The sequence below is a fragment of the Streptomyces sp. NEAU-174 genome (assembly GCF_052665095.1).
The window spans coordinates 24,116-45,423 of sequence record NZ_JBQTCE010000011.1; the positions used below are offsets into that span (position 1 = coordinate 24,116).

A 21,308-nucleotide genomic window follows, 5' to 3' on the forward strand; every position below is an offset into this window, starting at 1 on the left:
AGGTGTCGGATGACGGTCAGCCGGCCGGCCGCCCGGCCTCATGGCGGCGGGACAGCGTGCGCAGGGTCGGGCTGACGGTGGCCAGGACGGCCGCGGCGGCCATCCCCGCCGAGCAGAGCAGGATCGCCCGGTCGCCCGGCAGGGCCTGGGCGAGCGATCCGCCCAGCGCGGGGCCCGCCGCGCCCGCGGCACCGCAGGCCAGGACGAGTGTGCTGGTGAGCCTGCCGCGCAGCTCGTCGGGGGTGCGCAGCAGTTGGTCGGTCATGATGGCGGTGTTCGCCGTGGGCGGGAACAGCGCCATCAGCGCGAACAGCACCCCGATGAGATAGCCGCTGTCCATCAGCACGGTGACCGGGGCGAGCACGGCCAGCGCCCAGAACACCGCGATGATGCCGCCGTACGGGCCCAGCCGGCGGTGCAGTACGGGCGCCAGCAGCGCGCCCGCCACCCCGCCCACCCCGAGCATGGCGGCCATCACGCCGACCTCCCCGGAGGGCACACCCCGGGACTCGGCGAGCACGATGACGACGAGGTAGAAGGCGCTGAAGAACAGGTTGAGCACCACCGCGCACACCACCGTGACCCGGATCCGGCGCTCCCGCCACACCCACCGCAGCCCGGCCAGCGCCTCCCGGCCCAGCGGACCCGCCCCGGCGGCGGATCGCTCGCGCCGGGGCAGCCGGACGAAGAGCAGCGCGACGAAGGAGAGCGTATGTGTCACGGCGTCCACCAGGAAGGGCACGAACCGCCCCACGGCGAACAGGAACCCGCCGGTCGCGGTGCCCGCCAGCTGCCCCATCGAGGCCCGTGCCGTGTTCATCGCCACCGCCGTGGGCAGATGCTCGTCCGCCACCAGCGCGGGCAGCGAAGCGCTCTCCGCCGGTTCGAAGAGCGCCGCGCTCGCCCCGAACACCGCCGCCACGACGACCATGTGCCAGACGGTGGCCGCGCCCGCCCACACGGCGGCCACCAGGCTGATGGCGGAGACCGCCTGGGCCGCCTCACAGCCCAGCATGATGGCCTTGCGGTCGTAAGCGTCCACCAGGACACCCGCCGGGAGCCCGGCCACCATCTGCGCGGCGGCGATGGTGCCCATGACCAGACCGGAGGCGGCACCCGAGCCGGTGAGCGCGAGGACCAGCAGCGGAAACGCGATCAGCGCCGTGTGGAAGCCGAACTCCGAGAGCGCCTGACTGCCCCACAGCAGCCGGTAGTCCCGGTTGCGCGACAGCGGAACCGGTGGCGACACCGGCGGGGCCGCGGTCATACGGCGCCCCGGCAGTCCCCGGCGATCCGGCGCAGCGCCTCCGCGAAGTCCCCGGCCACGGCCTCCACGGTCGCCCGCTCGTGCACATCGGGGCGGTAGCGCCAGGTGAAGCCGAGCCGGCCGTCCTGCACCGCGCCCACCACCTCCAGCAGATGGGAACCGCCCTCGCGCGGATCGTGGTCCTGGCCGAACGAGCCGTGCTCGGCGTGGACCAGACCGCCCTGGGACTCGGCCGACCGGGCGTCCCACTGGCCCAGGTAGTTGAACACGATCTGCGGCCCGTCGCCGTGCCGGGACAGCCGCTCGCGCAGCCCGGGTGGGCCGAAGGCGCGCAGCGCCCCGAAGCCGAAGCCGTTGCCGGGGACGGTCCGCAGCCGCCGCCGTACCGACTTGACCAGCCCCCGCCAGTCGGCCGGCCCGCCCTCGGGGAGGTCCGGCAGCTCGAAGGAGACCGGATACATGGTGGTGAACCAGCCCACCGTACGGGAGAGATCGACACCGTCCAGGATGTCCTCGCGGCCATGGCCCTCGAGCTCCACCGACACCCGCTCCCGGCCCGTCCAGCGGGACAGCGCCAGCGCGAGGGCGGCGAGCAGCACATCGTTGATGCGGGTGCGATAGGCCGTGGGCGCCGAGCGCAGCAGCGCCTCGGTGTCCCGCTCGTCGAGCTCGACCGGCACCGTACCGATCTCGGGCCCGGGGGTGGCCACCTGATGGTCGACCGGCAGCGGCCGGGCGTCGAGGGCCTCGCACCAGTGGTCGGCCTCGTGGTCCAGGCCGCCCTCGGCGACATGCTCCGCGAGCCGCCGCGCCCAGTCGCGGAAGGCGGTGGTCTTGGTGCCGAGGTCCACCGGTTCGCCCCGTACGCCCTGCTGATAGGCGATGTCCAGGTCGTCCAGCAGGATCCGCCAGGACACCCCGTCGATGACCAGGTGGTGCGCGGTCAGGAAGAGGAACGGCCGCCGGGCCTCGCCGAAGCGGAACAGCGCGGCCCGCAGCAGCGGCCCCCGGCCCAGGTCGAAGCCCGCGTGGAGCGCGTCGGCCGCCTTCTCCATCGCCGCGTCCGCCTCCCGGGCCGGCAGACCGGACAGGTCGTGGCGGTCCAGGACGGCGCCGTCGCCATCCGGTTCCGGGACGTGGCCGTGCCACTCGCCGCCGTCCTCGGTGAATCGGGTGCGCAGCGCGTCATGGTGGACCAGGAGCGCGGCCAGCGCCCCCTCCAGCGCCTTCTCGTCCGGCTCCTGGTGCAGCTCCAGCAGGGTGGACTGGTTGAAGTGGCGTGGATTCACGGTGTGGGTGGCGAAGAACCAGCGCTGGATCGGGGTGAGCGGAAGCGCCCCGGTCACCGGCTCCGCGCGGCCCTCGTCCCGCTCGGCCGTGGCCACGGTGGCGAGCCCCGCCACCGTCTGATGGGTGAACAGGTCCTTGGTGGTCAGCCGGAGCCCGGCCTGCCGGGCGCGGGAGACCACCTGGATGCTGAGGATGGAGTCCCCGCCGAGCTCGAAGAAGTTGTCCTCCACGCCCACCCGTTCCAGGCCGAGCACATCGGCCCAGATGTCCGCGATCCGGCGCTCCATCGGGGTGCGCGGGGCCACATGGCCCGCACCGGAGGTGACGGGCGCCGGGTCCGGGTCGGGCAGCGCCCGGCGGTCCACCTTGCCGTTGGCCGTGAGCGGAAGGGCGTCCAGGGTGGCGAACGCCGACGGCACCATATGGGACGGAAGGGTCCGCCCCAGGACGTCGCGCAGCGAGGCGGCGGTCGGCGAGGTGCCCGGCGCCGGGACCACATAGCCCACCAGGCGCTTGCCGCCCGAGGGCTGCTCCGGTGTCGGGGCGGTCTCCCGTACGGCGATCACCGCTTCCCGCACCTCCGGGCTGCGCCGCAGCGCGCTCTCCACCTCGCCGAGCTCGATCCGGAAGCCCCGCACCTTGACCTGGTCGTCGGCCCGGCCCAGGAATACGAGCTCACCGTCGCCGGTCCACCGCACCACATCGCCGGTGCGGTACATCCGGCCGCCCGCCGGGCCGAACGGATCGGCCACGAACCGTGTGGCGGTCAGCCCCGGACGGCCCAGATAGCCCCGCGCCAGACCCGTGCCCGCCACATACAGCTCCCCGGCCACGCCCACCGGCACCGGGCGCAGCGCCTCGTCCAGTACGTAGACCCGGGTGTTCGGGATCGGCCGGCCGATCGGCGGCACTCCCGACCCGGCGGTCAGCGGCCCGGACCAGGTGCTCACCACCGTGGCCTCGGTCGGGCCGTAGGAGTTGACCATCCGGCGCCCCGGCGCCCAGCGGTCCACCAGCTCCGCGGAGCAGGCGTCGGCGCCGACGATCAGGGTCCGCAGCTCCGGCAGCGCCGTCCGCCGGCCGGCCTCCTCCATGGTGGCCAGCGCGGCCGGGGGGATCAGCGCATGGGTGATCCGCTGCCCGCCGAGCACCTCGGCCAGCCGCTCGCCCAGCAGCGGGCCCTCGTCGCCGATCACCAGCGCCGCGCCACGGGGCAGCGAGACACACAGCTCCAGGACGGAGGCGTCGAAGCTGGGCGAGGAGAACTGGAGCACCCGGTCCCCTGCCCGCACGTCGTAGTGCGCGGCCGCGGCGGCCGAGAAACCGGCCAGCCCGGCATGGGTGACCACGACCGCCTTGGGCACACCGGTGGAGCCGGAGGTGTAGATGACATACGCCGGATGGTCCGGTGTCAGGCCGCGGAGGGGCGGTGGCCCGGCGGGGCCCTCCTCGGCCCACACCGAGGCCGCGTCGTCGAGCACCACCGAGGGCGCGGCGTCCCGCAGCATGAACGCCACCCGCTCCTTCGGATAGCCGGGGTCGACCGGCAGGAACGCACCGCCCGCCTTCGCCACGGCCAGCTGCGCCACCAGCATCTCCACCGAACGCGGCAGCACCAGCGCCACCAGCCGCTCCGGCCCCACGCCCCGGCCGATCAGCCGGTGCGCCAGCCGGTTCGCGGCCACCTCCAGCTCGGCGAAGGTGAGATCGCCCTTCCCGTACCGCACGGCGGTGGCGTCCGGCGAGACGGCCACCTGCCGTTCGAACAGCTCGCGCAGCGTGGCCCGCTCCACCTCCAGACGGGTGTCGTTCCACTCGACCAGGGTGCGCCGCAGCTCGGCCGGGGTGGCCAGCGGCAGCGCGCCCACCGGCCGCTCCGGATCCTCGGCGATCCCGGCGAGCAGCGTCCGCAGGGCCGTGCCCATCCGCTCCACCGTCGAGGCGTCGAACAGATCGGTGCTGTAGCCGATCAGCCCGCGCAGCACACCCTCCTCGGCCTCGGCGAACTCGAAGGTGAGGTCGAAGGCGGCGGTCCGGGTGTCGAGTTCCACGTCCGCCAGCTCCAGACCGGGCAGCTCCAGCGCCTGCCCCGGGACGTTCTGGAGCACCACCATCGCCTGGAACAGCGGTGTCCGGCTGGTGTCCCGCACCGGCCGCACCTCGTCCACCACCCGCTCGAACGGCACCGCCTGATGGGCGAAGGCGTCCAGGACGGTGCCGCGCACCTCGGCCAGGAAGTCGCCGAAGCGGGCGTGCGGATCGACGGTGGAGCGCAGCACCAGGGTGTTGACGAAGAAGCCGATCAGCCGCTCCACCTCGGGGCGCTCCCGCCCCGAGGTGACGGTGCCCACCGCGATGTCCCGCCCGCCCGACAGCCGCGCCAGCAGGATCTGGGCCGCCGCCACGAGCGTCATGAACAGGGTGGTGCCCCGCGCCTGCCCGAACTCCTTCAGGCGCGAGCTCACCCCGGCGGGCACCGTGAACTCCACGGTGGCGCCGTTCTTGGTCCGCACCGCCGGGCGGGGCCGGTCGGTGGGCACCTCCAGTGGCGGCACCCCGGCCAACTGCCGTGTCCAGTAGGCCAGTTCCTCGTCCGCGCGCGGGGCGGTGAGTTCGGTGCGCTGCCAGGCGGCGAAGTCCGCGTATTGCACCGGGAGCGGGGGCAGTGCCGCGGGCTCACCGCTCAGCGCCGCCCGGTACAGCTCCCGCAGATCGCCGGTGAGCACACCGGTGGACCAGCCGTCCGTGATGATGTGGTGCAGCGTCAGGCTCAGCATGTGCTCCTGGGCGCCGAGCCGGATCAGCCCGGTGCGCAGCAGCGGGCCGCGCCGCAGATCGAACGGGCGCGCCCGTTCGTACGCCAGCAGCTCCCGCAGCTCCGCCTCCCGCTCGGCGGCGGGGAGATGGGACAGATCGTACGGGTCGAGCCGGATCTCCCGGGGGGCGTGCACGATCTGCACCCCGCGGCCGTCCACCGCGTCGAAGGTGGTCCGCAGCGACTCGTGCCGGGCCACCAGCGCGGTCAGCGCCGCGCCGAGCGCGGCCACATCGAGGGCTCCCCGTATCCGCAGCGCCAGCGGGGTGATGTACTCGGCGCTGTCGGGGGCGAAGGAGTCCAGGAACCACAGCCGCTGCTGCGGATACGACAGCGGCAGCTCGCCGTCCCGGGCCACCGGTGTGATCGGGGCGGGCCGGTCCGTGCCGCGGCCCTCCGCGCCACCGAGCGCCTCGGCCAGGGCGGCGACGGTCGGATGGGTGAACACCAGGCGGGGCGACGGATCCACCCCGAGCACCTCCCGCAGCCGCGAGGTGAGCCGGATGGAGAGGATCGAGTCGCCGCCGAGCTCGAAGAAGTTGTCCCCGGCGCCGACGCGCTCCACCTCCAGCACCTCGGCCCAGACCGCCGCCACGGCCTGCTCGAACCCCTCGCGCGGCGCCCGGTAGGGCGTGCGGCGGGTGTCCGGGGCGGGTGCGGGCAGCGCCGCGCGGTCCAGCTTCCCGGTGGGGCCGAGCGGCAGCGCGTCCAGCGGGACGACGGCGGACGGCACCATGTAGTCCGGCAGCCGCTCCGCCGCGTACGCCCGCAGCGGGCCGCCCTCCACCGGGGTGTCGCCGGCGGCCACCACATAGGCCACCAGCCGCTTGCCACCGGGGCCGTCCGCGCGGGCCACCACCGCGACATCCGCCACCTCGGGATGCCCGGCCAGCACCCCCTCCACCTCGGCCGGCTCGATCCGGAAGCCACGGACCTTGACCTGGTCATCGACGCGGCCGAGGAACTCCACCGTGCCGTCAGGGCGCCGCCGCGCCAGATCGCCGGTGCGGTACATCCGCTCCCCGGCCGGCCCGTACGGATCGGGGAGGAACGCCGCGGCGGTCGGTCCCGGCCGGCCGAGATAGCCGCGCGCCACCCCCTCACCGGCGACGAAGAGCTCGCCGACCACACCCGGCGGCACGGTCCGCATCCTGGGGTCCAGGACATGGACCCGCATGTTGTCCAGCGGCCGCCCGATCGGCACCACCTCGGGCACCTCCTCGGCGCGGGACATCGGGAAGTACGTGGCGAAGGTGGTGGTCTCGGTCGGCCCGTAGCCGTCCACCACGGTCAGCCCGGGGCAGCGCTCCAGCACCCGGCGCACCGAGGCCGCGGGCACCACATCGCCACCGGTCCACACCTCGCGCAGCCCGGTGAAGCAGTCCGGCGCGTCCCCAGCCAGCAGCCGGAACAGCCCGGCGGTCAGCCAGAGCCCGGTCACCTTCTGCTCGGCCACCAGGCGGCGCACCGCGGCGGCGTCCAGCTCGCCCGATGTCACCACCACCCGGCCACCGTTCAGCAGCGGCACCCACATCTCGTAGGTGGCGGCGTCGAACGCCACCGGCGAGTGCAGCGGCACCCGATCGTGCCCGCCACCGCCGAAGGCACGGTCCAGGGCGAGCGCCGCCACATCGCGATGGCGCACCCCCACGGCCTTCGGCACACCGGTCGACCCGGAGGTGAACATCACATACGCCAGCTGGTCCCGGTGCACCGGCACCGCGGGTGCCACCGGCTCGCCCTCCCGGGCGGCGGCCACCTCCTCCGGTGTCAGCACGACCGCGGCGCCCGCCTGGTCCAGCAGCGTCCGCCGCCGGTCGCGCGGGGCGCGGGCGTCCACCGGTACGTACACCCCACCGGCCCTGACCACCGCCAGCTGGGCCACGACCAGTTCCACCGGCCGGTCCATGAGCAGCGCCACCCGGTCCTCGGGACGCACCCCGGACCGCAGCAGATGCCCCGCCAACCGCCCTGCCCACTCGTCAAGTCGGGCATAGCTGAGTGAGGTGGCGCCGTCGGTGACGGCGACGGCGTCCGGGGCCCGGCGGACCCGCTCGGCGAACAGCTCCGCGAGCGAACCCTCCGGCAGCGGCCGGGCGGTGGCATTCCACTCACCGGCCGCCTTCAGGCGCTCCGCCTCCGTCAGCAGCGGCAGCTCGTCCAGCGACCGCCCGGCGCCGTCCGCGATCCCGGTCAGCAGCGTCTCCAGATGGGCCGCCGCCCGCTCCACCGTGGCCGCGTCGAACAGCGCCGGATCGTAGGCGAGGTCGAAGCCCAGCCGGTCGCCGAGATAGGCGCGCAGACACAGCGGGAAACTGGTGGAGTCCTCGGCCCGCACCTCCCGCACCCGGATCCCGGCACCGGCCGCCGACGCCTCGTCGAAGGGGTAGTTCTCGAACACCACCATGCTGTCGAAGAGCGCCTCACCGGCCGGGACCGGGCTGAGCGCCTGGATCCGGGGAAGGGCGACGAAGTCGAAGCGGCGGGACTCGCTCTGCTGCTCCTGGAGGTCCCGCAGCCACGTCACGACCTCACGGCCGCCCTCGGCCACGGCCCGGGTGGGGACCGTGTTGATGAACATGCCGACCATCGTCTCCACGCCCGGCAGCCCCTCGGGACGGCCCGAGACGGTGGTGCCGAACACCACGTCGCGCACCCCGCCGTACCGCGACAGCAGCAGCGCCCACGCGCCCTGCACCACCGTGTTGACCGTCAGCCCGCCGCCGCGCGTGGTCTCCCGCAGCCGGGCGGACACCTCCTCGGTCAGCTCCAGCCGGGTCAGCGCGGTCGAGGTGGTGCGATGCGCCTCCCGCGGCGGCCGGTCGTACGGCAGCGGTGTGCGGGCGCCGAACCCCGCCAGCACCTCGCGCCAATGCCGCTCCGCACGCTCCTGGTCCTGTTCGCGCAGCCAGCGCAGGAAGTCCCGGAAGGCCCGGCGGGCGGGCGGCCGGGGCGAGCGCCCGGCCACGAGGGCCGCGTAGGTCTCGCACACCTCGGCGAAGACCTGGCCGGTGCTCCAGCCGTCGAGCATCAGATGGTGCGCGGTCCACACCAGCATGACCTCGTCATCGGGCAGCCAAGCCACCGCGATCCGGCTCAGCGGGGCCGAGGTCAGCTCCATCCCGGCGGCGCGGTCCTCGGCCAGCAGCCGCCGCAGCGCCTCCTCCCGCGCGGACGGCGTCAACTCCCGCCAGTCCAGCCGGACGGTGGGCAGGTCGGCCCGGCGGTGGACGACCTGGACCGGCTCGGCCAGGCCCTCCCAGCGGACGGAGCTGCGCAACACCGGCGTACGGTCCACCACCCGCTGCCAGGCGGCCGCGAACGCGTCCGGGTCGGCGATCCCGCCGATCCGGATGGCGATCTGGTCGAAGTAGGCGCCACCGGTGGCACCGCTGTCCACGAGGCCATGGAAGAGCATGCCTGCCTGGAGCGGGGTCAGCGGATACACGTCCTCCACCGCGCCGCCGTCACCGGCGATCAGATCCACCTGCCGCTGGCCGAGCCGGGCGAGCGGGAAGTCGGACGGGGTGCGCCCGCCCGCGCCGGGCTCGGCGCAGTGCGCGACGATCTCCTTCAGCGCGGCCAGGCAGTCCTCCGCGACCCGGCGCACGGTGGCCTCGTCGTACATCCGGGCCGGATAGCTCCAGCCCAGCTCGAGACGGCCGTCCTGGACTGCCCCTGTGACCTCCAGCAGACACGGGCGGGTCTCCCCGGGCGCGGCGTCCCGGCCGGTCACGGGCAGGGCCGCGCGGTACAGGCCCCGGGCGCTTTCATCGGCCGCGGCCACGTCCCACTGGCCGTGGTAGTTGAAGACGATCTGCGGCGACGGACCGCCCCGCAGCTCCCCGGCCGGGGAGCCCTCCGCCGCCAGATGGCGCAGCGCCCCGTGGCCGAGCCCGTGGTGCGGAACGGCCCGCAGCTGCTCCTTGACGGACCGCAGGGTGTCGCGCCACCCCGCCCCGGCGTCGACGGCCAGCGCGAGCGGGTACTCGGCGGTGAACCAGCCGACCGTACGGGAGAGGTCCAGGTCCTCGAAGAGATCCTCGCGGCCGTGCCCCTCCACGCCGATCAGCACCGTGTCCCCGCCGGTCCAGCGCGCCAGGCTCCGGCCGAGCGCGGCGAGCAGTACGTCGTCGATCCGCGTCCGGTAGACGCCGGGGACCTGGCGCAGCAGCGCCTCGGTCTCGGCACGGCCGAGGACCGTGGTCACCGTGGCCGCCGTCTCATGGGTGTTGGGGCCCTCGCGGTCGACGGGGAGCGCGGCGGGCGCGGAGCGCGCCACGCCCGTCCAGTACTCCAGGTCGCCGTCGAGCCCGCCGGAGCGCACATGGTCCGCCAGCCGGGCGGCCCACTGGGTGAAGGCGCTGCTCGCCGGGGGCAGGGTGGGCGCACCACCGGCGGCGGCGCCGCGGTAGGCCGTCTCCAGATCGCCGAGCAGGACCCGCCAGGAGACGCCGTCCACCACCAGATGGTGGGCGGTGAGCAGCAACTCGGGCGGCTGCCCCGGGCCGAAGGTGAACAGCAGCGCCCGCAGTACGGCCCCCTCGGCGATGTCCAGCCCCGTCTGCGCCGCGACCGTGGCGTTCCGTACGGCTTCGGCGCGTGCCGCGTCGTCCAGACCGGACAGATCGTGCCGCTCCAGGACACCGCCGGGGGCGGTGGGCAGGACCTCCTGCCGCCACTGCCCGTCGACCACCAGGAAGCGGGTGCGCAGCGCGGCGTGGTGTGCCACCAGGGCGTCCACCGCCTGCCGCAGGGCGGCCTCGTCGAGGTCGCCGGTGAGCTCCAGCCGGTGGCTCATGGTGAAGTGGTGCCGGTCGCCGGGGTGCCGCCCGTCCAGGTACCAGTGCTGGATGGGCGTCAGCGGCGCCGGTCCGGCCACCGCCCCGGCCGGTTCGGCGAGCGGCCCCCGCCGGGCCGTCTCGACGCTCAGCGCCAGCTCCGCGATGGTCTGGTGGCGGAAGACATCCTTGGAGGTGAGCGTCAGCCCGGCCTGGCGGGCGCGGGAGACGATCTGGATGCTGAGGATGGAATCGCCGCCCAGGGCGAAGAAGTTGTCCTCCACTCCCACCTCGGGGACGCCCAGCACCTCGGCCCACACCCCCGCCAGCACCGTCTCGGCCGGGGTCCGGGGCGCCACATACGGCGAGCCCCGCTCCGGGCGGTCCGGGGGAGCGGGCAGCGCGCGCCGGTCCACCTTGCCGCTGTCGGTGCGGGGCATCCGGGCCAGCGTCACGAAGGCGGCCGGGACCATGTAGTCGGGCAGGGTGCGCTTGAGCAGGGCGCGCAGCTCCACCGGATCGGGGGCGTCGGCCGAGTCGTCGGAGCAGGTCACCGGATCGGAGCAGGTCACCAGATAGGCCACCAGCCGCCGGTGGCCGGTGTCCTCGCGGGCCACCACCACCGCCTCCTGGACCGCCGGATGGTCCAGCAGCGCGGCCTCGATCTCGCCGGGCTCGATGCGGAACCCACGGATCTTGAGCTGTTCGTCGGCGCGGCCCAGGAACTCCAGCGTCCCGTCCGCCGTCCAGCGCGCCCGGTCGCCGGTGCGGTACATCCGGCTGCCGGGCGGGCCGTACGGATCGGCGACGAAATGCGCCGCGGTGAGCCCGGGGCGGCGCAGATAGCCGCGGGCGACCTGCGCCCCGGCCAGATGGAGTTCACCGGGGACGCCGGGCGGCACCGGCCGCAGCGCGCCGTCCAGGACGTACGCCCGCAGATTGCGGCCGGGCCGTCCGATGAGCGGACGGTCGCCGAGACCGGCCAGGTCGCCGTAGACCGCGTCCACGGCGCATTCGGTGGGCCCGTAGAAGTTGTACGCCGCCACGCCCGGCACCGCGCGCAGCTCCCGCCACAGCCCCGCGCCCAGGGCCTCGCCGCCCACCATGACGATCCGGGGGCGGTGCCGGTCCCCGGCGAACAGCCCGGCCGCCATCAGCTCATGGAGGTACGACGGGGTGACGTCGAGGAAGTCCAGGCCACGGTCCTCGACCAGGGCCACGAGCGCGGCCGGGTCCAGCCGTACCGCGTCGTCCACCAGGTGCACCTCCTGGCCCGAGGCCAGGAACACCGCGCCCTCCCAGGAGGTGTCGAAGGAGAACGCGGCGGTCAGCGCCGAGCGCAGCGGACGCCCCGCCTCGGCCTGGCGCGGGGCGATGAGCCCGGCCCGGTGGTCGAGGCAGAGGTTGACCAGCTGGCGGTGTTCGACGGCGACACCCTTGGGGCGGCCGGTGGACCCCGACGTGTAGGTGATGTACGCGGTGTGCCCGGGCAGCAGGGGGGCCGTCCGGTCCGCGTCGGTGGGATCGGTGTCCGGCAGCCCGTCGAGGCGCGCGTCGCGCAGGACCTCCGGGGTGAGGACGACCTCGGGCGCCGCGTCCTCCAGCAGGAACCGGGCGCGTTCGGCGGGCAGCCCCGGGTCCACGTACAGCTGCGTACCGCCCGCCTTGAGGACCGCGAGCAGGGCGACCATCAGCTCGGCGGTGCGCGGCAGCCTGACCGCGACCACCTTCTCCGGGCCCACGCCCAGGGCGATCAGATGGTGGGCCAGCCGGTTGGCGGCCGCGTTCAGCCCCGCGAAGTCGTAGGCGGCGTCGGAGGTCACCAGCGCGGTGGCGCCCGGGGCGCGGGCGGCCTGCTCCTCGAAGAGCCGGGGGAAGGTGGTGTCCGGCACGGCGAGCGCGGTGTCGTTCCACTCCTCCAGCACCGTCCGCCGCTCCCCGGCGGTCAGCAGCGGCAGTTCGCCCACCCGGAGCCCGGGGTCCTCCGCCACCGCCTCCAGCAGCAGCCGCAGCTGACGGGCCATCCGCTCCACGGTGGCCGCGTCGAACAGATCGGTGTTGTACTCCACGAAGCCGGTCAGCCCGCCGGGGCCCGCCACGAAGTCGAAGCCCAGGTCGAAACCGGCGGTCCGGCCCGGGATCCGTACCGCCTCCACGGTGAGACCGGGCAGGTCGGGCACCTCGGCGCCCAGGTTGTGCAGCGCCACCATGACCTGGAAGAGCGGGGTGCGGCTGGTGTCCCGCTCCGGCTGGAGCGCGTCCACGATCCGCTCGAACGGCACGTCCTGGTGGGCGAAGGCGTCCAGCACGGTGCCCCGCACCCGGGTGAGCAGCTCCTCGAACGACTCGTCGGCCGCCACGCCGGTGCGCAGCACCAGCGTGTTCACGAACATCCCGACCAGGTGCTCAAGCTCGGGCCGCTCCCGTCCCGAGGTCACCGTGCCCACCGCGATGTCCTCCTGCCCCGACCAGCGGGCCAACAGCACCTGGCAGGTGGCGAGGAGCGTCATGAAGAGGGTGGAGTCGCGGCGCCGCCCGGCCGCGCGCAGCCGCTCCACCAGCGCGGCGGGCAGGGTGAACTCCAGCAGCGCCCCATTCTTGGTCTGCACGGCCGGCCGCGGACGGTCGGTCGGCAGCTCCAGCGGCGCCAGATCCGCCAGCCGCGTCCGCCAGTACTCCAGCTGCGGCTCCATCCGCGCCGCGCCGCCGAGCGGATCGCGCTGCCACGCCGCGTAGTCGGCGTAGCCCAGCGGCAGCGGGGCGAGCGCGGGCCGCCGCGCCAGGACCGCCGCGCCGTACAGCTCGCTCAGATCCGCGCTGATGACGGCCGTGGACCAGCCGTCCGTGACGATGTGGTGCATCGTCAGGGTGAGCACGTGCTCCTCGTCGTCCAGCCGGATCAGGGACGCCCGCAGCAGCGGCCCGGTGCGCAGCTCGAAGGGGGTGGCACCCTCCCGCTCCAGCAGCCGCTCCAGCTCCCGCTCGCGCTCGGCCACGGGACGGGCCGAGAGGTCGTGCACCGGCAGCGCCACCGGGTACGGGTCGTGCACCCGCTGCACCCCGCGGCCGTCCACTTCGGCGAAGGTGGTGCGCAGCGGTTCGTGCCGGGCCACCAGGGCGTCCAGGGCGGTGCGCAGCGCGGCGGTGTCCAGACGGCCGCGCAGCCGCAGCGCGAACGGCGTCACATACTCCGTGCCGCCGCCGTCGAAGGAGTCCAGGAACCACAGCCGCGCCTGCGGATACGACAGCGGCAGCTCCCCGTCCCGTGGCACGGCCGGGATGATGTCGGCCGCCCGGCTGTCCTTCGCCGCCCCGTCGCCCTCCGGCGTTCCGCCCGTCCCCGGCGCGCCCAGCGCGGCGGCGAGTTCGGCCACGGTGGTGTGGGTGAACAGCGCGCGCGGGGTGACCTCGGTGCCGAAGGCCGTCCGCAGCCGGGAGGCCACCCGGATGGCCAGGATCGAATCGCCGCCCAGGGCGAAGAAGTCGTCCGTCGCCCCGGCCTCCTCGACCGGGAGCACCTCGGCCCACACCCGTGCCACCATGCGCTCGGCCTCGGTGCGCGGGGCGTTCCGCTCGGCGCTCGCGGCGAAGCCGTCGAGGCCGGGTGTGGGCAGGGCGCGCCGGTCCAGCTTGCCGTTGGCGGTCAGCGGCAGCGCGGCCAGCGCCACGAACGCCGCCGGGATCATCTGCGCGGGCAGCGTCCGCTGGAGGAACTCCCGCAACTCACCCGCCTGCGGCGGCGCGGCCGGACCGGCGGCCACCACATAGGCCACCAGCCGACGCACCCCGGGCTGGTCCTCCCGTACGGTCACCACCGCGTCGCCGACCCCCGGATGGGCGGCCAGCGCGGCCTCGATCTCCCCGGGCTCGATCCGGAAACCGCGGATCTTCACCTGGTCGTCGGCGCGGCCCAGGTACTCCAGCTCGCCGTCCGCACTCCACCGGGCCCGGTCGCCGGTGCGGTACATCCGGCTCCCGGCGGGCCCGTACGGATCGGCCACGAAGCGGGACGCGGTCAGGCCCGGGCGGCGCAGATAGCCCCGGGCGAGCCCGGCCCCCGCCACGTACAGTTCGCCGACCGCACCCGGCGGCACCGGCTCCAGCGCCTGGTCCAGCACATACACCCGCAGATCGGGGATGCCGGTGCCGATGGCGCTCGCCGCGACGGACGTTGCCGCGCGGTCGAGCGGGGCGTAGGTGACATGCACGGTGGTCTCCGTGATCCCGTACATGTTGACCAGCACCGGCGCGGTGTCCGGATGCCGCGCGTACCAGCCCGCCAGCCGCCGCGTGTCGAGCGCCTCACCGCCGAACACCACCCGGCGCAGCGCGAGTTGAGCACCCGGGTGCTCCTCGTCGGCGCGCATCAGCCCCTGGAAGGCGGACGGCGTCTGGCTGAGCACCGTCACCCCCTCGTCGGCCAGCAGCCGCAGGAACTCCTCGGGGGAGCGGGAGACGGCGTACGGGACCACCACGAGCCGGCCGCCGTGGAGCAGCGGCCCCCAGATCTCCCAGACCGAGAAGTCGAAGGCGTAAGAGTGGAACAGCGTCCACACATCGCTCGCGTCGTACGAGAACCACTCCCGGGTCCGGGAGAACAGCCGGACCACATTGGAGTGCGGGATCAGCACTCCCTTGGGCAGGCCCGTGGACCCGGAGGTGTAGATGGCGTAGGCGGGGCTCTCCGGCAGCGGCCCGGAACCGGCCGGGCGGGCGGCGGGACGGCCCTCCAGATCGGCGATCAGGGCCGGGTCGTCCAGGCACAGCCGGGTCACACAGGTGTCCGCCTCGTCGTCCCCGCCCAGCCGTGCCGCGAAGGCCGCGGTGGTCAGCAGGGCCACCGGTTCGGCGTCGGCGAGCATCCGGGCGATCCGGCCGGACGGCTGGTCGGGATCGAGGGGCAGATAGGCCGCCCCCGTCTTCAGCACCGCCACGATCGCCACGATCAGCTCCGGCGAACGGGGCAGCGCCAGCGCCACATACCGCTCCCGCCCGGCCCCCTCGGCGATCAGCCGATGCGCCAACCGGCCCGCCCGTGCGTCGAGTTCGGCGTACGACAGCGAAACCCCGGCGCAGGAGACGGCCGTGGCCCCGGGGGTGCGGGCGGCCTGCTCCTCGAACAGGTCCACCAGCGTCCGCTCCGGCGCCTCGGGGGCCGCGCCGCCGCCCCACTCCACCAGGATCCGCCGCCGCTCCTCCGCGGTGGTCCACGGAAGCGCCCGCAGCGGACGGTCGGGGTCCGCCGCGATCGCCGTGAGCAGCAGACACAGCCGGTCGGCGAGCGCGGCCGCGGTCCGGGCGTCGAACAGCCCCGGGTCATAGCCGAGGTCGAAGCCCAGCCGGTCGGAGAGATGGGCCCGCAGACTCAGACCGAAGTTGGTGGCGTCGATCGAGCGGACCTCGACGATCCGCAGCCCCGCCTCGCGTGCCGAGGAGTCGTCAAAGGGGTAGTTCTCGAAGGCCACCATCGAATCGAAGAGCGAGGTCCCGGCCGGAATCTCGCTCCAGCCCGCCACCTGCGCCAGCGAGACGGACTCATGGCGCCGGGACGCGGACTGCGCCATCTGGAGGTCCCGCAGCCAGTCCCCGGTGTTGCGGGCGGCGTCCACCCGCACCCGGGTCGGCAGGGTGTTGATGAACATCCCCACCATCGACTCGACCCCGGCCAGCTCTGCCGGACGGCCCGAGACCGTGGTGCCGAAGACCACGTCCTCCTCGCCGCCGTACCGGGAGAGCAGCAGCGCCCAGGCGCCCTGCACGATCGTGTTGACGGTCAGGCCGCCGCCGCGGGCCGTACGGCGCAGCTCCTCCGACACCTCGGGGGTGAGCGACACCGCCACGGTCGCCGACGACCGGGCCCGGTGGGACTCCACGGCCTTGCGGTCGGCGGGGAGCGGGGTCGGGGCGGTGAAGCCCGCGAGCGCGTCCCGCCAGTGCCGCTCGGCCTCCTGCCCGTCCCGCCCGTCCAGCCACTCCAGATAGTCGCGGAACGGGCGGCGGGCGGGGAGCGCCGGAGCGCGGCCCCGGGCGGCCGCGGTGTACCGCTCGCACACCTCGGTGAACACCTGCGCCAGGCTCCAGCCGTCCAGGACCAGATGGTGCGAGGTCCACATCAGCGCCACCCGGGCGTCGGTCAGCCGGGCGATGGCCAGCCGCATCAGCGGCGGCGCGGTCAGATCGACGCCCCGGGCCAGGTCCTCGGCCCGGAACCGCTCCAGCTCGGCCTCGCGCCGCTCCTCCGGCAGCCCGCGCCAGTCAAGCTGGGTCACGGGCACCTCGGCCCGGTGGCGGACGATCTGGAGCGGCCGCTCGACGCCCTCCCAGACGACGCCGGTACGCAGCACCGGTGTGCGGTCCACCGTCTCCTGCCAGGCGCGGGCGAACGCCTCCGGGTCGCCCACCCCGTCCAGGATCAGCGTGGCCTGGTCGAGGTAGACGTCCTCCTCGCCGCCGACCAGCCGGTGGAAGAGCATCCCCTCCTGAAGCGGCGTCAGCGGATAGACGTCCTCGATCTCCCGCCCGTCGCCCACCAGCCGGTCGACGGCGGCCTGGTCCAGCCGGGCCAGCGGGAAGTCGGAGGGGGTACGGCCGCCCGCGTCCGGTCCGTCGCAGTGCGCCACGATCTCCCGCAGCGCCGTGAGCATCCCGTCCGCGAGCCCCCGCACCGTGGCCGCGTCGTGCACCAGGTCGGAGTACAGCCAGGTCAGCTCCAGCTCACCGTCCGCCACCACGGCGGACACATCGAGCGGATACACCGACGGCTCGTCGGCGGCCAGATCCCGGCCCAGGCTCTCCCCGGTGAGCGTGAACGCGCCGCTGCTCCCGCCCGAGCCCCACTGGCCGTGGTAGTTGAAGCAGATGCCCGGCAGTGGCCCGTCGGCGAGCGCCCGCGCGGGGGAGTCGGGGGCGCTCAGATACGCCAGCGCCTCATGGCTCAGCCCCCGGTGCGGCACCGCGCGCAGCTGCTCCTTCACCGACTTCAGCACCGCGCCCCAGCCGTCCCCGGGCAGCGTCAGCGCCACCGGGTACTGCGTGGTGAACCAGCCCACGGTCCGGGACAGATCGACGGCCGCGTCCAACTCCTCGCGGCCATGGCCCTCCATGGCCACCAGCACCCGGTCCTCACCCGTCCACCCGGCGAGCACCCGCCCCAGCGCGGCGAGGAGCACATCGTTGATCTGCGTCCGGTACACCCCGGGCACCCGGCGCAGCAGCCCGTCGGTGACCTCGCGCTCCAGCGTCACGCGCACGGAGTGGGTGGACCCGGCGGTGGCAGTACCGGGACGGTCCACCGGAAGGTCCGCGCCGCCCGCCCGCCGTACGCCCTCCCAGTACGGCAGGTCGGCGTCCAGCTCGCCCTCCCGCACCCGCTCGCCCAGCCGGTGGGCCCAGGTGGTGAAGGGGGTCGAGGCGGGCTCCAGACGCACCGGCTCCCCGGCGGCGGCCTGTCGGTAGGCGCTCTCCAGATCGCCCAGCAGAATGCGCCACGAGACGCTGTCCACGGCCAGGTGGTGCACGGTGAGGAACAGCCGCGGCCGGGTCCCCGCCCCGCGCCGGAGCAGGGCGCCCCGCAGCAACGCCCCGGTGGTCAGGTCGAGTTCGGCGCGGGCGGCCTCGGCCGCCGCCTCGGCAGCGGCCGTCTCCGCCGCGCCGCCGAGCCCGGACAGCTCGTGGCGGCGCAGTACCGGCCCGCCCGGTGCGCCGTCCGCGAGCTGCCGCCACTCGCCGTCGTCGCCCTGGACGAACCGGGTGCGCAGGGCCGGGTGGTGCGCCACCACGGCGTCCAGCGCGGCCTCCAGCGCGCCCTCGTCCAGGTTGGCCGGCAGCTCGAGCACCATCGACATGGTGAAGTGGCGCAGCGGGCCGTGGGTGGCGAAGAACCAGTGCTGGATCGGGGTGAGCGGCGCCGGGCCCCGCGCACCCGGTTCGTCCGGGGCGGCTTCGGGCGCGTTGCGCGGTGCCACGGTAGCGGCCAGCTCGGCGATGGTCTGGTGCAGGAAGACATCCCGTGAGGTGAGCGCGAGTCCGGCCTGGCGGGCGCGGGAGACGATCTGGATGCTGAGGATCGAATCGCCGCCCAGCTCGAAGAAGTTGTCGTTCACCCCCACCGTCCGGACGCCAAGCACCTCGGCCCAGATCCCCGCCAGCTCCCGCTCCGCCTCGGTGCGCGGCGCGGTGGTGTCACGCTCCGGCCGGTCCGCCTCCAGCCGTGGCGCGGGCAGCGCCCGGCGGTCCAGCTTGCCGCTGGTGCCCAGCGGCATGGCGTCGAGCGCGACGAAGGCACCGGGAACCATATGGCCGGGCAGGGTCCGCCCGAGGGCCGCCCGCAACTCACCGGGGGCGGGCGGCTCACCACCGGGCGCGGGCACGTAGTAGGCGGCCAGCCGGGCGTGGCCGCGGTCGTCGGTCACGGCGACGACGGCCGCCTCGGCGACGGCCGGCAGCTCGAGCAACGCCGCCTCGATCTCGCCCGGTTCGATCCGGTGGCCCCGGATCTTCACCTGGTCGTCGGCCCGGCCGAGGTAGTCCAGCTCCCCGTCCGCGGTCCAGCGGGCCAGGTCCCCGGTGCGGTACATCCGGCTCCCGACGGGCCCGTACGGATCCGCCACGAAGCGGGACGCGGTCAGCCCCGGACGGCCCCGGTACCCCCGGGCCACCTGCTCACCCGCCAGATACAGCTCACCCGCCACCCCCACCGGCACCGGCTGGAGCCGGGAGTCCAGCACATGGGCGCGCAGATTGCCCAGCGGGCGGCCCACCACCGGGCGCCCCGCACCGCCGATCCGGGCCGCGAGCGCGTCGATGGTGCACTCGGTCGGACCGTAGAAGTTGTACGCCGTCGTCCCCGGCGTGTCCGCCAGCCGCCGCCACAGCGACGAACCGATGGCCTCGCCGCCCAGCATCAGCACCCGCGGCCGGTGCCGGGGGTGGTCCAGCAGCCCGGCCGGGAGCAGCTGCCGCAGATACGAGGGGGTGAGGTCGAGGAAGTCGATACGGTGCTCGGCGACGCGCGCCACGAGCGCGGCCGGGTCGAGCCGGGTGGCCTCGTCGACGAGGTGCAGCTCATGGCCGTCGGCCAGCAGCAGCAACCCCTCCAGCGAGGTGTCGAAGGAGAACGACGCGGTCAGCGCCACCCGCAGCGGCCCGCCGCCCGCCTCGGCCACGAAGCCCTCGCGGTGGCCGACCAGCAGATTGACCAGCGACCTGTGCTCCACGGCCACCCCCTTGGGGCGGCCGGTGGAGCCCGAGGTGTACAGGACGTAGGCGGCGCTGTCGGGGTGCAGCGCGGCGGTCCGGTCCGCGTCCGTGGGGTTCGCCACCGGCAGCGTGTCGGGGACGGCGCGCAGGGCGGCCTCGTCGAGCACCAGCGCGGGCTCGGCGTCGGCGAGGAGGAACGCGACGCGCTCGGCGGGGAGTTCGGGGTCGATGGGCAGATAGACCCCGCCCGCCTTGAGCACACCCAGGATCGCCACGATCATGTCGGAGGTCCGGGGCAGCTTCACCCCGACGACGCGCTCCGGGCCGACGCCCTGGGCGATCAGATGGTGCGCCAGCCGGTTGGCGGCCGCGTTCAGCTCCGCGAAGCCGTAGCCGGTGTCGGAGGCCACCAGCGCCGTGGCCTCCGGGGTACGGCCCGCCGCCGCCTCGAACACGGCCGGGAACGTGGCCGGTTCGACCGCGAGCGCCGGGCCGTGCCCGACGGCCGTCATCCGCCGCCGCTCCCCGTCCGTGAGCAGGCGCAGCTCGCGCACCGGCCGGTCCGGTTCGGCGGCCACCCCGTCCAGCAGCACCAGCAGATGCCCCGCCATCCGCTCGGCGGTCGCCCGATCGAACAGCTCGGTGCTGTACTCCAGCAGCCCCCGCAGCTCCTCCCCGTCCTCGACGAACTCGACGCTGAGGTCGAAGGTGGCCGACCGCCGGGGCACGGCCACGCTCGTCGCGGCCAGGCCGGACAGCCGGGGCGCGCTCCTCGGCGCGCTGTGCAGCAGCACCATCACATCGAACAGCGGATTGCGGCCCGCCTCCCGGCGCGCCCCCACGGCCTCCACCAGCCGCTGGTACGGCGCCTCGTCATGGGCGAAGGCGTCCAGCACCGTGGCCCCGGCGTCGGCCAGCAGCTCGCGGTAGGAACGGGCCGTGTCCACCGCGGAGCGCAGCACCACCGTATTGACGAAGAAGCCGACGGCGCGCTCGAGTTCGGTGCGGCCACGGCCGGAGGTGACGGTGCCGATGGCGATGTCGTCCTGCCCCGACCAGCGGGCGAACAGCCCCTGGCAGGCGGCGACCAGCGCCGTGAACAGCGTGGTCCGCTCGTGCGCCGCGAGCGCCCGCAGCCGGTCCGCGGTGGCGCGGCCCACGGTGAACTCGTGGATCGCCCCCGCCGAGGTGGGCGCGGCGGGCCGGGGCCGGTCGGTGGGCAGCTCCAGCGGGACGACGCCGTCCAGCCGCCCCTTCCAGTAGTCGAGCTGACGGTCCATGGCGGCCCCCGAGAGCCGCTCCCGCTGCCACACGGCGAAGTCCGGGTACTGCACCGGCACCGGGGGCAGCGGGTCCGCGCCGGGCCCGGCGCCGTAAAGCGCGCACAACTCGTCCTGCAACACCCCCATCGACCAGCCGTCGGTGACGATGTGATGGGCCGTGAGCAGCAGTACGTGCGCGTCCTCCGCCAGGCGGATCAGCAGCGCCCGCAGCGCCGGACCGGTCCGCAGCTCGAACGGCCGGGCGTACTCGGCCAGCAGCAGCCGGTCCAGCGCCCCGGCGTCCCCGTCCTCGCCGGTCAGGTCGGCCACCGGCAGCGGTACGGGCCCGGCCGGGCGCACCACCTGGACGGGCCGGCCGTCGAGGTCGTCGAACGTGGTCCGCAGCGCCTCATGGCGCTCCACCAGGGCATCGAGCGCCCGGGAGAGCGCCGCCACGTCCAGGGCGCCGGTCAGCCGCAGCGCCAGCGCGCTGTTGTACCCCGCCTCCTCCGGCTGGAGGGTGTGCAGGAACCACAGCCGCTCCTGGGCGAAGGACAGCGGCAGCGGCCGCGCGCGGTCCGTGCGGGGGATGGCGTCGGCGCGCCCGGCCTTGCCCGCGAGGCGGCGGCGCAGCGCCTCCCGCAGCTCCTCGGGCAGGGCGGAGGCGCGATCCTTCCTCGAAGACGTCATGTCGT

General features: G+C 74.7%; 2 protein-coding genes. Both read right to left on the reverse strand.

Annotated features, from left to right (window positions below):
* Positions 1–16: 16 nt before the first annotated feature.
* A complete protein-coding gene (locus ACT2CW_RS29120; RefSeq protein WP_445518763.1) occupies positions 17–1,267 on the reverse strand; it encodes an MFS transporter in 1,251 nt (416 codons plus the stop codon).
* Positions 1,264–21,303, reverse strand: a complete 20,040-nt coding sequence (locus ACT2CW_RS29125; RefSeq protein ID WP_445518764.1) for a non-ribosomal peptide synthase/polyketide synthase — start codon at positions 21,301–21,303, stop codon at positions 1,264–1,266. The genes ACT2CW_RS29120 and ACT2CW_RS29125 overlap by 4 nt, the downstream gene beginning before the upstream one ends.
* Positions 21,304–21,308 lie beyond the last annotated feature (5 nt).